The organism is Levilactobacillus namurensis, assembly GCF_032197885.1.
Taxonomy (GTDB): Bacteria; Bacillota; Bacilli; order Lactobacillales; family Lactobacillaceae; genus Levilactobacillus; species Levilactobacillus namurensis_A.
The window spans coordinates 1149286-1163834 of sequence record NZ_CP134159.1 but is presented as its reverse complement, the minus strand read 5'-3'; the positions used below and the strand labels follow the sequence as shown (position 1 = coordinate 1163834).

General features: G+C 52.0%; 17 protein-coding genes. All 17 read right to left on the bottom strand.

The genetic code is table 11. The features are described 5' to 3' along the window. Positions 1–21 precede the first annotated feature (21 nt). The 17 genes from RIN67_RS05585 to RIN67_RS05505 all read right to left on the bottom strand — a co-directional run bounded on the left by RIN67_RS05585 (position 22) and on the right by RIN67_RS05505 (position 14538). Positions 22–1704 carry an ABC transporter transmembrane domain-containing protein gene (locus RIN67_RS05585; RefSeq protein WP_264999034.1) on the bottom strand — a complete coding sequence of 561 codons (1683 nt, stop codon included), beginning with the start codon at positions 1702–1704 and terminating at the stop codon, positions 22–24. A 140-nt stretch (positions 1705–1844) separates the two neighbouring features. Then, on the bottom strand, positions 1845–2033 hold the full coding sequence (gene rpmF / locus RIN67_RS05580) for a 50S ribosomal protein L32 (RefSeq protein ID WP_081721480.1): 189 nt from the start codon (positions 2031–2033) through the stop codon (positions 1845–1847). A gap of 63 nt (positions 2034–2096) precedes the next feature. Beyond that, complete coding sequence (locus tag RIN67_RS05575) at positions 2097–2648, bottom strand: YceD family protein (RefSeq protein ID WP_107739796.1); 552 nt, start codon at positions 2646–2648, stop codon at positions 2097–2099. Positions 2649–2700: 52 nt separating this feature from the next. Further along, positions 2701–3870, bottom strand: a complete 1170-nt coding sequence (locus RIN67_RS05570) for a nucleotidyltransferase (RefSeq protein ID WP_264999035.1) — start codon at positions 3868–3870, stop codon at positions 2701–2703. A 2-nt stretch (positions 3871–3872) separates the two neighbouring features. Next, positions 3873–4616: a class I SAM-dependent DNA methyltransferase gene (locus tag RIN67_RS05565; RefSeq protein WP_024746517.1), complete on the bottom strand. Its 744-nt coding sequence runs from the start codon at positions 4614–4616 to the stop codon at positions 3873–3875. Continuing rightward, positions 4613–4975, bottom strand: a complete 363-nt coding sequence (gene rsfS / locus RIN67_RS05560; RefSeq protein ID WP_056943752.1) for a ribosome silencing factor — start codon at positions 4973–4975, stop codon at positions 4613–4615. Before rsfS ends, RIN67_RS05565 begins: the two co-directional genes overlap by 4 nt. A gap of 14 nt (positions 4976–4989) precedes the next feature. Beyond that, entirely contained in the window at positions 4990–5598 is a 609-nt protein-coding gene (yqeK, locus tag RIN67_RS05555) for a bis(5'-nucleosyl)-tetraphosphatase (symmetrical) YqeK (protein ID WP_264999068.1), read from the bottom strand. Then, the gene (locus RIN67_RS05550; protein ID WP_264999069.1) at positions 5588–6175 is read right to left on the bottom strand and encodes a nicotinate-nucleotide adenylyltransferase; all 588 of its coding nucleotides are present in this window, start codon (positions 6173–6175) and stop codon (positions 5588–5590) included. Before RIN67_RS05550 ends, yqeK begins: the two co-directional genes overlap by 11 nt. Before the next feature lie 60 nt (positions 6176–6235). Beyond that, a complete protein-coding gene (gene yhbY, locus RIN67_RS05545; protein ID WP_034544877.1) occupies positions 6236–6559 on the bottom strand; it encodes a ribosome assembly RNA-binding protein YhbY in 324 nt (107 codons plus the stop codon). A gap of 2 nt (positions 6560–6561) precedes the next feature. Next, entirely contained in the window at positions 6562–7704 is a 1143-nt protein-coding gene (gene yqeH, locus RIN67_RS05540; protein WP_264999036.1) for a ribosome biogenesis GTPase YqeH, read from the bottom strand. Continuing rightward, a complete protein-coding gene (locus RIN67_RS05535; protein ID WP_264999037.1) occupies positions 7685–8227 on the bottom strand; it encodes a YqeG family HAD IIIA-type phosphatase in 543 nt (180 codons plus the stop codon). Before RIN67_RS05535 ends, yqeH begins: the two co-directional genes overlap by 20 nt. Positions 8228–8437: 210 nt before the next feature. After that, entirely contained in the window at positions 8438–8797 is a 360-nt protein-coding gene (rplT, locus tag RIN67_RS05530) for a 50S ribosomal protein L20 (protein WP_024746524.1), read from the bottom strand. Positions 8798–8880: 83 nt separating this feature from the next. Beyond that, complete coding sequence (gene rpmI / locus RIN67_RS05525) at positions 8881–9075, bottom strand: 50S ribosomal protein L35 (RefSeq protein WP_024746525.1); 195 nt, start codon at positions 9073–9075, stop codon at positions 8881–8883. A gap of 50 nt (positions 9076–9125) precedes the next feature. Continuing rightward, positions 9126–9677 carry a translation initiation factor IF-3 gene (gene infC / locus RIN67_RS05520; protein ID WP_081721481.1) on the bottom strand — a complete coding sequence of 184 codons (552 nt, stop codon included), beginning with the start codon at positions 9675–9677 and terminating at the stop codon, positions 9126–9128. Between the two features lie 237 nt (positions 9678–9914). Further along, positions 9915–11903: a threonine--tRNA ligase gene (thrS, locus tag RIN67_RS05515; protein WP_024746527.1), complete on the bottom strand. Its 1989-nt coding sequence runs from the start codon at positions 11901–11903 to the stop codon at positions 9915–9917. Positions 11904–12244: 341 nt separating this feature from the next. Then, positions 12245–13171, bottom strand: coding sequence for a primosomal protein DnaI (gene dnaI / locus RIN67_RS05510; protein WP_024746528.1), 927 nt, complete (start codon positions 13169–13171; stop codon positions 12245–12247). Further along, entirely contained in the window at positions 13171–14538 is a 1368-nt protein-coding gene (locus RIN67_RS05505) for a replication initiation and membrane attachment family protein (RefSeq protein ID WP_264999038.1), read from the bottom strand. The genes dnaI and RIN67_RS05505 overlap by 1 nt, the downstream gene beginning before the upstream one ends. Positions 14539–14549: the final 11 nt, after the last annotated feature.

Genomic DNA, 14549 nt, shown 5'->3' with positions numbered 1-14549 from the left:
ATGCGTTCTAGTCCGAAACCTTTAGGCTTCCGTTAATTTAAGCCGCGTTAACCAGCGCTGTACGGCAACCGTCTCCTGCGTTCCTTGGGCCACGATTCGGCCCGCGTCAACCACGATGATCTGATCAGCCGCCGCAAACAGGGTTGCATCATATTGATGGGTCACCAGCGCCCAACCCGTAGGCCAGCGCGTCGTGAAGACTTGAACCAAGTCGTGGGCCGTCTTAGGGTCCAACCCCGTCAAGGGTTCATCTAAAAACGAGAAATCCTTATTCTGGAGCCACAGACGCGCCACGGCCAGCCGATGCCGCTCACCACCCGATAACCGGGTGCCCTGCCGACTAATGGCCTGCTGGACCCCTTCAGGCGTTGCCCAGCGAGTGAGTCCCACTAACCGTAAGGCCGCTTGAAGTCGTTGCTCAGCTACCTCCTGGTACAGGCTCAAGTTGTTCGCAATTGTGTCATCGAAGAGCGCGACCTCTTGCGTCAAGAGTCCTAAGCGTTGGGCCACGGCCGTTGCTGAATACTCTTCCAGATTGTGCTGATTAAGCTGAATGGTCCCCGCTAGCGACAGTCCCGGAGAAAGCGGTAGGTTCAATAACGTTGACTTACCGCTCCCGCTCTTACCAACGATGACGTAATGCCGTTGGGCCTGCAACGTTAGACTGACATCCTGTAAAATCGGCACGTCCTTCGAAGGATAGCTCACCTGATTGAAAGTTATCTGGGTAAGCGGTGATAGCTGTCGTTGGGACGCGTTTGACGGGGCCACTGCCAAACGCGCTTCAAGTTCACGTGCCGCTGTACGGCCACCCACCAGATCCCCTAACAATCCGGAAGCCGACTGAATGGGCTCCGAGATAAAAATCATCAATTGGGAGAAGGCTACCAACTGCCCCAACGTGATCGTCTGCCGCATCACAAAGTAAATTCCGCCGACCCAGGTCCCTAAGTACAACACGTTATCCAAGAGCTGGCTGACCCCACTAACGGCCTTGCGTGTCCGCTGGTCTTGATTCTGAACACGCCACAAGCGTTGACTTTGATGCGCGAATAGCCGTTGCAGTTGTCGTTGGACATTAAAAATTTGAATTGTACGTAACCCCTGCGTCGCATCCTGTAGCCGTTGCGTCACCGCTTGATTTTGTTGGAGTACGGCTTGCTTATTCCGTTGCAAGCGACGCCGTTGAAGAAACGGCACCCCCAATCCCGGCAAGCATAACGCTAGGATCAGCAAGCTCAGCCAGGGCTGAATCATCACCGACATACCCACGGCAATTAAGAATTGCCATAACGCCCGGTACACGTTGACACTCCCCTGCAGGTACTCCTGCCGAATGATGGGTAACGTGGTCGTAAAGTCATTATAGTAGGTCGTCGTTAGAGCTTGGGTATCCCGGCCAACGCCGGTCGGTCGGCGAAACAGTGCCTCTAACAAATCTTGGCGAAGACCAGCCATCATACGATTCAGCGTCGTTTGCGTCAGATACTGACAGCCGAAAAACATCCCCGCATCCACTAAAATATAGCTGCCCACAATGGCCACCAATCCGCCATAGGATACTGAACTGCGCCCCGTCGCTGCGTCCGTCATCAACTGTAACAACGCGGCAACCGCAATTTCAATCGCACTAGCAATCGGTATCAGGAGCAGTAGCCAGCCTACCGACTGCCGAGCATAGTGCCAATAGCGTCGAACCTGCACATTTCCCACCTCCATGATTAATAAATGATAATCATTTTATAATCATATTTTAATCTATCGTTCACCAGCACACAAGTGAAATTAGGGCACAAAAAAACTCCCAGAAGCCGCGGACTTCATAGGAGTTTTTTCATTTAGGTTTAGTTGTTTGCAGTTGCTTTTGCAACGACCTGACGGCCATCGTAGAAGCCACAGCTAGGGCAAACCATGTGTGACTTACGCAGTTCACCACAGTTTGGGCATGGCGTCAAACCAGGGACATTCAACTTAATGTGACCCCGACGCATGCGCTTTTTCGTCTTAGACGTTTTCCGTGCTGGTACAGCCAAAGAAAACACCTCCTTTAATTAAAATTATCCACTAGTGAAAAAATTTTAAGGCTCACAAAGTGACTACTTATCATCCTGATCAGGGAAGAAGTCCTTTAACTTTGCAAGACGTGGATCAACTGATTGATTTTCTGCCTCGACTTTATCTAAGTCGGCCTCACTCACAACCTGCCAATCTTGCCCTTCCGGCATTGCGGCACCTTGTTGTTCGGCATCAGACAGAATGTGCATCGGAATCTGCAAGATGATGTTGTCCCCAACGGCTTTATCAAAATCAATCAAGTCGTCTGGAACCACCATCACAACGTCGGCCTTCTCAAACCGTTGCGTTGCCGCAGCATCCGAAACGTAGTACTCCGTCATCCTAAAATCGACGGGTAAATCCACCGGCGTCAAAGACCGACTTGACGGAACCGTCAAATCCGCTTTGACCCGGGCATCCACCGCAACGTCACCGTTCACGACGGAAACCATCCCTTGAACCTTAACGGGACTGAGATCTAAGACCTCTTCCCCATACCGCTCCATCAGATCCGCCTTCAAATCCAGCGTCTCCTCAAACTGTAAGGGGTCATTCCGGTGGTTCTTGCGTAACTCGGTCAACGACCATTTCATCGTTATTCCTCCAATGCAACGTGATAAATTATACCTGTCAAGCGAAATGATGTCAAGGTAATTTCCTTGATAGTCTTTGAGAATCGGGAAACATCACGGGAATGCGGCCATCGTCCTGGGCAACGCCAGTCACCAGAGACCGTACCAGGCCCGCCCGGTTGTCCAAAGCTCCCAGCTTCTGCTGCCACTCCCGGTCCGCTCGGCTGACCAATGGCAAGGCCACGTGTTTCTTGATCTGGTGCAGATACTGGCGTCCCACCGCATTATACCCTAAAACGCGAAGGTACTGGGGACCGGCCAACATTTCCGTAGGCTTGGTCTGCAAGAGCACCGATGTGGCCTGCCGTTGTAGCCGCGTATAGGTGTACCGCTTGGTCTTGACCGCGTGCATAAACGCCGCAAAACTCGTCGCGGGTAGCGCCGCCTTCTTCAGGCGGTACTCTACACCCTCACGCATCTGGTACAGGGCTCCCAGGTCCGTTACGGCACTACTGATCAACTGGTACCGTAATAGGGGCCAGAAGTCCTCCCAACTGGTCAACCGGATCGTCTGCAACGTGGTCAGCGTGGTATCGGGCACCACAGACCGAACGGCGTCCCAGTCACCGGCTAGCGCTGCCGTCCGAATCGCCGTGGCACTCGCAAAGCGCGCCTGGTCGGCGATCTGCTGGTCGTTATGCTGACTTCCCCGCCGCGGTAGTGGCACTAAGCGGAGCGGACTACCGGCTTGACGGTTCGCCAAGGCATAGAAGAAGCCCAGAATATCGTTAGCCGCATTCAACGTAATCCCCGTCTGATCCCGGAGATACCCCTGAAACAGGGTCGCGTAGGTCTGGTCGAACCGTTTAAACGTTGCCGGATTCGTGGGCAGATGGGCCATCAATTGCCCATAGTCTAAATCCGGATGCTCCGTCCCAAACGCTAACCACTGACACCCTAGTGCCGCTAATACCTGAACACCCCCCGCAGCAAATAAATGCGCGGGTTGAACGGCACTGGTCGTGGGTAATTCAACCACTAGATCGACACCGCCCGCTAGCGCCGCTTGGGCTCGCTGCCACTTGTCCATCAAGGCCGGCTCTCCACGCTGGACCCAGTTACCACTCATCGCCACCACGATGAGATCTGCATCCGTTTGCGTGCGTACCTGGCTCAATTGATACGCGTGCCCATTATGAAAAGGATTATACTCGGCAATGATGCCTGCCGCCCGTAACGTCATGGTTAAGCCTCCCGTGTGGCCTCAAAGAACCACCGCGTGGTCTGATCATCAATGTCCCGTTCACCAAAATCAGCACTCACCCGCTTTAAGGTCAGTCCAGCTTGTTGGAGCGCCTGCTGATAAGCAGCCAACGCGTAAGTCCGTTCGTGGTGTAATTCCGTGACTTTGTGATAGGCATCGTCGGCGACATCGTGAATAAAGAACGTTAAGTCGTGCTCAACGGCGTGTTCTTCATCTTCGATCCCGTAACTGGTCCAGAGAAAGGCCCGGTCATCATCAACGTAATTATACATATACCCTGGATAGACATCGTCCGTCTGGTGAGGCGTGATGACGTCGAACAGGAACTTTCCGCCGATTGCCAAATGATCATGAACCTGCGTAAAGGCCTGCGTGACCGTCGCGATATCTGGTAAATAGCAGAACGAATCAGCAAAACAAGTCACCGTTTGATACGTGTCGATCTCGCTGAGGTCGACCATGTTCCCCGCCATCAACGGAAAGGTCACCTGGGCCTCCTCCGCGTGTTTTTCTGCCAAAGCCAGCATCTCTTCCGACAAATCTAAGCCACTCACGTCATACCCCCGCTGGGCGAGTTGAACGCCTAGCCGACCGCTCCCACAGGCCAAATCCAACAAGGGCCCTTCCGTAGGTGCAACACGTGAAGCGACAAAATCCAGCCATTGCTGGTACATGGCTGGATCAAACAACTCGTCGTATAACTGGGCGAAGGATTGATAAATCATGCTTCTGCTTCGACCCATTGGCTCAGGTCAACGGTTGGCGCGTCGGACCAGAGCTTTTCCAGATTGTAGTGGGACCGTTGTTCCTTCTGGAAGACGTGAACCACGACGTCACCTAGGTCGATTAAGATCCAGTTGGCGCCATCCTTACCTTCCACATCGCGAATCGTCACGTCGTTTTCGGCCATCTTATCAATGATTTCGTCAGCAATCGCCTTAACTTGCCGGCTAGAATTAGCTTCCATGATCAGGAAGTAGTCCGCCATCAAGCTGATTTTCTGCATATCTAATGCGGTGATGCCCTCTGCCCGCTTGCTTTCAGCGGCCTTAACTGCAATTTCTAATAATGTTTTGCTTTCCAAATGATGTGCTCCTCTCAAATCGTCGGGTAACGCCGAATCCAGGCGTTATAAGTTTCAATAGACTTAGGGTAAACGGGTTGGTTCTTCGCCACTAAGTACGCCAACGTGTGCTGTGCTTGATAGGCTACTCCGCGACCTAAGTCTTGTGCCGTGAGTTCCCGGGCCCGATCAACCCCGGGAAAGTCGTGGGCTGGTTCAATGAAGTCCGCCATATACACAATCTGTTCCAACTTCGTCATGTAAACCGCGCCGGTGGTATGGTGCCGGACCGCATTTAAGATGTCCTCATCCATAATACCCAGCTCGCGCTTAACGAACTCAGCACCTACGACGCCGTGCCAGATGGCATTGCCGTAGGTGAGTAACGCGGGATCCATGGCATAATCGTGAATGGCCTGGATAAAGTCTTCATCCGGTCGCTGCTTCGCGTAATCATGGGTCAACCCCGCAATACTGGCTTTCTCCAAATCAACCTGGTTCGCTCGGGCTAACTGAATGGCAGTCTGTTCCACGCGTAATACGTGTTGAAACCGTTTGGGCTTCAGCTGCTTTTCAATCTTAACCAGCAACTCCTCCCGGGTCCCCGGAAAGAGGTGTTCCGTATACGTCATCTCAGCCACGATATAACAAATGCTCCTTTATATAGAGATCCACCAAGGTCGGAACCAGATAACGCACCGACTGGCCCCGCCGAACCTGTTCCCGAACCATCGTCGAACTAATGCCAATCTGCGGCATGTCGACCCAGAGAACGGGATACGGCGACTCGTGAGTGTACCCCTGACGGCAGACGCCCACAAATTGAACTAACTTCACTAAATCATTAATCCGGTACCACTTCGGCAGGTAGGCGACCATGTCGCCGCCAATAATGAAATAATACTGATTTTCTGGATGTTGCTGGGTGAGCTGGCGCATCGTCTCATAACTATAGCTCCGGCCCCCCCGCTCAACTTCGGTTAGTTCTAACGAAAATCGCGGATTATCCGCAATCGCTGCCTTGACCATGGCCACCCGGTCCTTTGCCGGAATCGTAATCTTTCGATCAACGTGGGGCGGCTCCGCATCCGGCATGAACAAGACTTGATCTAAGCCCAACTGGGTCGCAACCTGATCCGCAATCACTAAGTGTCCTAAGTGCGGCGGATTAAAAGTTCCGCCAAGAATGCCGATTCGACGCTTCTTGGCCGTAGCCGCCATCTCCGTAGCGACTTTCGTACTCGTTCGTTCTAAGATCTTTACCACGACCGCTTAGCCCCCTTACATGTCTTCAACCACCGTTGAATAGCGTTGATTATCCGTATCCGTTGCCGGCCGGTACAGCACCAGTACCCGACCAATCGTTTGAACGACTTGAATGTCCGTATGGCCTTCGATGAAGTCCTTGGTCTCCGCGACCGTAGCTTCAGCACTTTGCTGCAGATTAATCTTAATCAGTTCCCGCTTCTCCAGGGCTCCCGTCAGCTGGTCTAACCACGTCTGGGTCAGCCCATTTTTTCCGACAGAAAAGATGGGCCGCAGGTTGTGGGCTTGTGCCCGTAAATAGCGTTTTTGTTTGCCTCGTAACAAATTTATTTCCTCCATTATTATATCATTGCGCGTCGTAACAAGACGCCAACACCCTCGGGTGCCCAGCCAGTCACATTGACACCTGCTGGTACCGTGATCCACCCTAAGCCTTCAAAGACTAAGTCACTCTTAGCCGTGGTCTTAAAGGTGTGGGCCACTAAGGCTGGAAAATCGGCAGCGTTTTCCGGTTGCGGTGGTGTCAGAAGTTGCCCTAACTGCCGTTGCCGACAATCATCGGCGTTCGCCAGCTTGGTCCGATGAATGTATAGGTTGTTCTCAAAATAAGCCGTGAACCCTGACTTAGGCCCCTTATCATAATCAAAACGGGCCACGCCACCTAAGAATAACGTCTGTTGGTCATTCAACTGATAGACCTTCGGCTTAATCGGTTTCTGTGGTGTCACGATTTTGAGGTCCTTCCCCGTTAAGAAATGGGCCATCTGTGCGTTTTGAATAATCCCCGGCGTGTCAACTAGGACGTGGTCGTCATCTAGTGGCAACTCAATCTTATCCAAAGTTGTTCCCGGGAACCGCGATGTGGTGATCAGGTCACGGACTCCAGTATTCTGCCGGATAATTTGATTAATTAACGTTGACTTGCCGACGTTGGTCACACCGACCACGTAAACGTCGCGGTTTCCCCGGTATTTGTCGATCTTGGCGAGGAGACTATCGACCGACTGGTTGGTCTTAGCACTCAATAACGTCACGTCGATTGGCCGCAAGCCCGCTTCATTCGCCCGTTGCCGCAACCAGTCTTGCAACTTGCTGCGCTTCAACGAACTTGGCAAGAGGTCTTCTTTATTCCCGACCAGCAGAACGGGGTTATCCCCGACAAACCGGTGCAGGCCTGGAATCACACTACCGTTAAAGTCAAAGATGTCGACAACATACACGATCAGGGCATTTGCGTCTTGAATCTGCGTCAACAGGTTTAAGAAATCGTCATCGGTCAACCCGACTGGCGTAATTTCATTGTAGTTCCGTAACCGGAAGCACCGTTGGCAATAGACTTCGTTGGTTTCAATGCCCTTATCCAAGGCGGACTGAGGCGTATACCCCGGTGCCGTCTTATCCGTTGTTTGAATCATTGCACCACACCCAATGCAACGTAACGGTTCCCCGTCCACTAAGACGGGGTCAATGTGTTTTTCGTTCATTTAAATCCTCCTGCCAAGTTAACTCTGGATAGACGCGGCGTAACCGCCACATCACAATTTTTTCTAGGAAACGGTTGCCCTTGGTGACCCAGGCGTCCGATTGAATCAACGGCTTGACTAGCACACTACGAATGCCGCTATTATGGGCCGCCCAAACGTCTGTCAATAACTGATCACCGACCATCACCACTTCATCGCGGCGGAGGTGCCAACGGGTCAAGGCCCGCTTGAGCCCCCACGACAACGGCTTCAGTGCGCGGTGAATATACGGTAACTTAAACGGGGCAACGGCCCGGTCCACCCGCTGGCGACTGTTGTTGGAAACCACGATCACCCGAATCCCGGCTAATTCTAATAAATTGAGCCAGTGACGTAATTCCGGCGTTCCATCCGGATTGTTCCAAGCAATCAAGGTATTGTCCAAATCGGTCAAGACTGCTCGAATCCCTTGCGCCTTCAAATCGGCGGGGGTCAAATCATATATGTTCGTAACCATCCACGTGGGTTTAAATCCAGCAACCATGCGGGTGACTCCTCCCTTCGTGCCAATGCCATACTGGCATATCTAGCACTTCATTATACGCAATATCTGGTTATTTTACCACCCATGGTGTTCACGAACCGCACCGCCGCCACCTAAGACCCATGGGCCATCTTAGCGACTGTTCTTGGCGACCCGCAAAAATAAAAAAGACCCCGCTGAAAGTCAGCGAAGTCTTTTCATCGACTGAAATTAAGCAGCCAATGCTTGCTTAGCTTGGTCAGCTAAAGCAGTGAAGGCAGCTGCATCGTTCACAGCTAAGTCGGCTAACATCTTCCGGTTAACATCAATGTTGGCTAACTTCAAACCGTGCATCAACTTGCTGTAGCTCAGACCGTTCATCCGGGCTGCGGCGTTGATCCGGGCAATCCAAAGCTTACGGAAGTTACGCTTCGTAGCTTTACGGTCACGGAAGGAGTATTGGTAACCCTTCCGAACTTGGTCCTTAGCAACCTTGAATAAACGGTGCTTGGAGCCCCGGTAACCCTTAGCTAACTTTAAAACTTTCTTACGACGTGCGCGTGTAACATTACCGCCTTTAACTCGTGGCATAATCTTTTCCTCCTAAATCAATTCAAACATTATGGGGACGATTCATCGTCCACCCGAAATTTTAACGACCGAATACCCGAGAATTACTTTTGTAATAAGCTCCGGTAAGTCTTGATAGTCGTTTGATCCATCATCCGGGTCCCACGAAGGTTCCGGCGTTGCTTCTTGGTCTTACCGTGGAAACGGTGAGACGTGTAAGCATTAGCACTCTTGATACCGCCCTTAGCAGTTACTTTGAAACGCTTGGCTGCAGCGCGGTTAGTCTTCATCTTTGGCATAGTACGAAAAATCCTCCTTAAGTTCGTAGCCGAAGCTACACAATCAACTCTTACTTTTTCTCAATGGGTGAGAGCATCAAAAACATGCTCCGACCATCCATCTTTGGCCGTTGTTCAACCGTTGCCACGTCAGAAGTTTCTTCTGCCATGCGATTGAGTACTTCGCGACCAATGTCTTTATGGGTAATGGCCCGACCCTTGAACCGGATTGAGACCCGAACCTTTTCACCCTTAGTCAAGAACTTCTTAGCGTTCTTCAACTTAAAGTTAAAGTCGTTGGTATCAATGGTAGGACTCAGACGCACTTCCTTAACACTGACCACTTTTTGCTTTTTCCGAGCTTCGCGTTGCTTCTTCTGCAACTCGAACCGGTACTTCCCGTAATCCATGATCCGGGCTACGGGTGGCTTAGCTTTCGGTGCAACCAAAACTAAATCGAGGTTGGCGTCTTCAGCGATCTGTAATGCATCGCGCTTGGACTTGATTCCTAATTGGTCACCGTTATCGGCAATCAACCGAACTTCGCGTGCGCGAATCCCCTCGTTGACAATCGTGTCGTTTGCTATGGTAATCCACCTCCAAAATAATCTTGAGAACCACATGAGACAAAAAATGCGGGAACCTTTGATGAAAATCAAACGGCTCCCGCAAGAAATTCCATTCTAAAGAACGGAACTAACGTGCATATCCAGCCCAGCAACTTAGTCACAAGGCGAGAAGCGGTAGCCTCTGCTTAATTTCTCAACTTAACCATCATATCAGGACCAGTTGCGGATGTCAACTGCTTTTCCCAAAACAATGGCTAATCGTCAACCTAGCTTCATCCACCGACCGGTGAACTAGTCTTGGTCTAACTTCTTTTCAACTTGGCTTTCTTCACCCGTGCTGTCTCCATCACGACTGTAGGATGCAATGTCGTCCAGAATTTCCTTCATGAAGTCGGCACTGCTCATGGATTGCGCATCGTCTTCCCCGTACTTCCGTACAGATACACTGCCGTTAGCCATTTCTTGTTCCCCAACCACTAACGTGTATGGAATCTTGTGCGTTTGGGCATCCCGAATCAGGTAACCCATCTTTTCGCCCCGCTTGTCGACGTTGACCCGAATGTTCGCAGCCTTCATCTCAGCAGCTAGCTTATCCGCGTAAGCACCATGCTTTTCTTCGGAAACAGGGATAATCGTGACTTGCTTAGGTGCCAACCAGGTTGGGAAGGCGCCCTTGTAGATTTCAGTCAGGTAAGCCGTGAACCGTTCCATCGTGGAAACCAAACCACGGTGAATCATCACTGGACGGTGTTCTTCACCATCAGCACCGATGTAGTGCAGGTCGAACCGTTCTGGCAACATGAAGTCTAATTGAATCGTGGATAACGTTTCTTCGTTCCCCAGAGCCGTCTTAGTCTGGACGTCCAGCTTAGGACCGTAGAAGGCCGCTTCCCCTTCAGCCTCAACGTAGTCAAGACCTAAGTCGTCCATGGCACCCTTCAACATGGTTTGTGCCTTGTTCCACATCTCGTCATCGGCGAAGTACTTTTCAGTGTTCTTAGGATCCCGGTAGCTTAACCGGAACGTGTAATCGTTGATATCGAAGTCAGCGTAAACCTGAACCATCAACTTCAAGATGCGCTTGAATTCGTCTTGAATCTGGTCTGGCGCCACGAACGTGTGCCCATCGTTCAAGGTCATTTCACGAACCCGTTGCAGACCACTCAGGGCACCTGACTTTTCGTAACGGTGCATCATCCCTAATTCGGCAATCCGCAATGGCAGTTCCCGGTAAGAACGGATGTGGTGGTTGTAAATCTGAATGTGGCTTGGGCAGTTCATTGGCCGTAATTCCAATTGTTCGCCATCACCCATGTCCATTGGTGGGAACATGTCTTCCCGGTAGTGGGCCCAGTGACCAGATTGCTTGTATAAGTCCAGGTTAGCCAGAACTGGCGTGTAAACGTGTTGGTAACCGTTGGCCACTTCCTTGTCGATGATGTAACGTTCAATCGTCCGCCGAATCGTGGCACCATTTGGCATCCAGTAAGGTAAGCCGGCTCCCACCTTCGGGTCAACGAAAAACAGGTCCAGTTGATTCCCGATAACTCGGTGATCCCGCTCGCGGGCTTCTTGCCGCCGTGCTAAGTCAGCCTTTAAATCAGCTTCCTTGTAGAAGGCCGTCCCGTAGATCCGTTGCAGCATTGGGTTCGAAGACTTGCCTTGCCAGTAGGCACCGGCAACTGACAGGAACTTGAACTGCTTAACGTCCTTGGTGTTCGCCAATTGGGCGCCATCACTTAAGACTTGGTAGTCTCCAATCTGTAAGAAAGGCACTTGGTCGCCGTCAATGGCGTTGATCAGAGCCGTACTGAACTGATCATCCTTGACCGTTGCCAAAGCATCAGCCTTGCTCAAAGCGACCCGCTTGATGTCCAAGTGGTCCTTGACCAACTTGTCCACGATGACTGCTAAGGCATCCAACTCGTCAACGCTGACTTGTTGGTCATCCTTATCCGTATCGACGTAAAAGCCGTCATCGTCAGCGCTAACTTCACCCAAGCGAATAGCTGGGAATTCCTTCTTCAAGGCAATCCGCAGCAAAGCCGCCGTGGTGTTCCGCAGAACTGCTAAGCCGTCTGCATCACTCTTCGTCACGATTTCGATGTCACCGTCACCCTTCAGTGGGGTCAGGTAATCAACCAGTTCACCGTTGTACTTTGCCGCAACGGCTTTCTTGGCTAAGCTAATGGAAATGGATTCGGCGACGTCAGCTGGCGTCGTCCCTTCAGCAAAGGATTGAACCTTGCCGTCAGGGAACTTAATTGAAATTTCTGCCATGGTATGATCTCCCTTGTGTGTTTTGAGCAGTCAACGCAAAAAGTCCCCAGCATCCATTAAGGACACTGGGGACGTCTAATTAACGTGGTTCCACCCGATATTCTTCACGAGACTACGCCCGTGAACTCTAATCGTCGATAACGGAACGAACCGGCCAGAAATTTTCCTTCTGACAGCTGCGAAAGCGGTAATGCATTGGGCCGACTAAGGAAACTTCCAATCTAGGTTTCCTCTTCCTGGAGACGAACCACAATGCATCGTATCTCTCGTCTTAGCTTTTAATTGGCTTCAAGGACTATTAAACACTCGCAGCCAAAAGTTGTCAAGCGGTAACCTCAAATTTATTGCGGCCGGCGGTTGACCCCTACCATGGTGATCTCCCGTGATAAAAACCGAATCCGTTGCATTAACCGTTGCGCTTTAAGAGGTTCGTCATCCCCGCGCGATGAGATCCGCAGGTGTTCGTTCTCCAACTGAGCCATCGAGAAATTCGAACTAAAGAACGTCGGTAACTCTTCTTGCATCCGGTACTCCAAAATAACGCCTAAGATATCATCCCGGACCCACGCTGACATGGCATCCGCGCCAATGTCATCGATCATTAATACCGGGGCGCGCTTCAACGCGTCCAACTTATCCCCAACGCCGTTCTGGGCAATCGCGTTCTTCATCTCCACCGCAAAACTCGGAAAGTGAACTAACGTGCTGGAGAAGCCATCGTTGGCCAGCTGATTGGCAATCGCCGCTAAGAGGTAGGTCTTGCCCACTCCAAAACTACCGGCCAAGTATAGGGCCTGGTGACGCCGATGAGGACTCGCCTCGTAGGTCTCGATGAAGTCATAAGCGGCCATCAGGGCCTCCATCCGCTCTTCATCGTGGTCAAAGTTATCGAGCTGTGCGTTCCGAATATCCTTAGGCATCGCTATCGACCGGACTCGTTGCCGCAACTGCTGCTGGGCCTGCTTTTCTTGGGTGGCCTTAGTCGGAACATAGGCCACATCGATCAGGTGATTCGAGACAATCAATTGCGGTTCATACCCCGCCGCAAACGTTTCGCCACCTTGTGCCACCTTGGCCCGTTCGCTCACGAATTCATAGAGTTTAGCTGCCGAGCGGTCCAAAACGTCTTCCGCCAACTCCGCCTTATGGTCGTGATAAAACTGCTGGACCGTCTGGTCGGCATAGACCTTGGCCATTAGCTGGCGGTAATTTGCATTCAGGTGTCGCTGGCTCATCAGCTGTTGCATGGCTTTACTGACATCTTCCATCAGGAATCCTCCTTCCCAGAACGCCGTTGCTTAAATCGGGCAATTCGGGCGTTAAGTTTTTGTTTTTGTTGATCCGATAACTGCGGTTGCTTAGCCGCCTTAGTGGCCGCGGGCGCCTTAGCCCATTCCGGTAACGTCTCCTTGACCGTCGTGGCGTTCCGACGAGAGCCCGTTGCCCGTGAGCGCGGCTGCTTAGCTGCCTGCTGTCGCTCCCGAATCTTCACGACCGCCTGTTGAGGGGTCGCGACCTTCGATTGACTCCAATCATTGGCAATCGTATCCAGCAACGCCTTATTCAGGGTCGGGCGTTCCTCGTCCACCAAGACGTGGTACACCATCATGTTCAGAACGCCTTGGGAAAAGAGTTGCCGGCCCACTAGGTCACGAATGATACGTTGTTCTCCCGAGGTCACAAAGCCCCCCGTTTGCTGCTTAATGGCTTCCAGAAAGTTTGCCGGAGTCATCTGACTGGCCATCTGAAGCACCGTCTGCTCGGCCGTCGACTTAACTGCAGCCGGGGTCGGTGTCGGGGAGGCCGGCGATTGAACCGGTTGGCCCGGATGTTGCTGTTCGAAGTGGCGGGCAACTACCCGCTTAAAGCGTTCCGGGTCAAACGCGTTCGTGGCCAGGTCAGTGGCCTCGCCAATGTAACGGGCCATGGTTGGCTCGTCTAACCCATAAGTCACATGTTCAGTAACCAGTAATTCCCGGTAGGGTTGCAAGGCCTGGGCATCCACGTAAGACCGTTTTAAGATTTCACCCAGCAAGTGAAAATCAAAGTCCGTTGCTGGCGAATCCACAGCCGGTTCAGCCGGCTTAGCCGTTATCTGGTGTCGCCCGGCCGTCACGGCAGCGGGCAACTGACTGAGCTCGTGGCCATCCACGTGAAAGACTTCCAAAAAATTCTTAGTAATGTCCTGTTCATCGGCAGCGGGCGTCACAACTGTCGCCGTGGCCAACAAGGTCTGATAGCTCTCCTCACCGAGCACCCCCAGTAATTGAACGCTTAAGAGATCATCGTTAAAGAAGCGCGCAGGCGTTAACGGGGCGCGTAACGTGTAGCAAAAGGTGGTCAAATCGTTAGCCGTCTTCACCGTCGTTGTCAGTAACCCTGTGGCTTCCAAGCGCAACCGTGCGGCGTACAAGTGCTCTAGATCAATGCCTAATCCGGCTAACAACCGGCCGTGCCGGTGCAATTGTTCGCGTTCCGGTAGCCAAAAGAGGCTGCTGTATAACGCAGCAGCCACTGGACCAATAATGGGTTGATAGAGTTGCGTCAAGGTCTGCCAACTCTGATCCGTCACGCGATCAGCCAGTCGAACCACGAACCCTGTTCGGGGGGTCAATTGATGCCAAGAATCCTCCATCCGTTATCTCG

Excerpts from the sequence above, each read along its gene's own strand:
- RIN67_RS05575 (WP_107739796.1), bottom strand. The coding sequence starts at position 2,648 with ATGAAATGGTCGTTGACCGAGTTACGCAAGAACCACCGGAATGACCCC.
- RIN67_RS05570 (WP_264999035.1), bottom strand. The coding sequence starts at position 3,870 with ATGACGTTACGGGCGGCAGGCATCATTGCCGAGTATAATCCTTTTCAT.
- RIN67_RS05565 (WP_024746517.1), bottom strand. The coding sequence starts at position 4,616 with ATGATTTATCAATCCTTCGCCCAGTTATACGACGAGTTGTTTGATCCA.
- RIN67_RS05550 (WP_264999069.1), bottom strand. The coding sequence starts at position 6,175 with ATGGCGGCTACGGCCAAGAAGCGTCGAATCGGCATTCTTGGCGGAACT.
- yhbY (WP_034544877.1), bottom strand. The coding sequence starts at position 6,559 with ATGGAGGAAATAAATTTGTTACGAGGCAAACAAAAACGCTATTTACGG.
- yqeH (WP_264999036.1), bottom strand. The coding sequence starts at position 7,704 with ATGAACGAAAAACACATTGACCCCGTCTTAGTGGACGGGGAACCGTTA.
- RIN67_RS05535 (WP_264999037.1), bottom strand. The coding sequence starts at position 8,227 with ATGGTTGCTGGATTTAAACCCACGTGGATGGTTACGAACATATATGAT.
- rplT (WP_024746524.1), bottom strand. The coding sequence starts at position 8,797 with ATGCCACGAGTTAAAGGCGGTAATGTTACACGCGCACGTCGTAAGAAA.
- rpmI (WP_024746525.1), bottom strand. The coding sequence starts at position 9,075 with ATGCCAAAGATGAAGACTAACCGCGCTGCAGCCAAGCGTTTCAAAGTA.
- infC (WP_081721481.1), bottom strand. The coding sequence starts at position 9,677 with ATGTGGTTCTCAAGATTATTTTGGAGGTGGATTACCATAGCAAACGAC.
- thrS (WP_024746527.1), bottom strand. The coding sequence starts at position 11,903 with ATGGCAGAAATTTCAATTAAGTTCCCTGACGGCAAGGTTCAATCCTTT.
- dnaI (WP_024746528.1), bottom strand. The coding sequence starts at position 13,171 with ATGGAAGATGTCAGTAAAGCCATGCAACAGCTGATGAGCCAGCGACAC.
- RIN67_RS05505 (WP_264999038.1), bottom strand. The coding sequence starts at position 14,538 with ATGGAGGATTCTTGGCATCAATTGACCCCCCGAACAGGGTTCGTGGTT.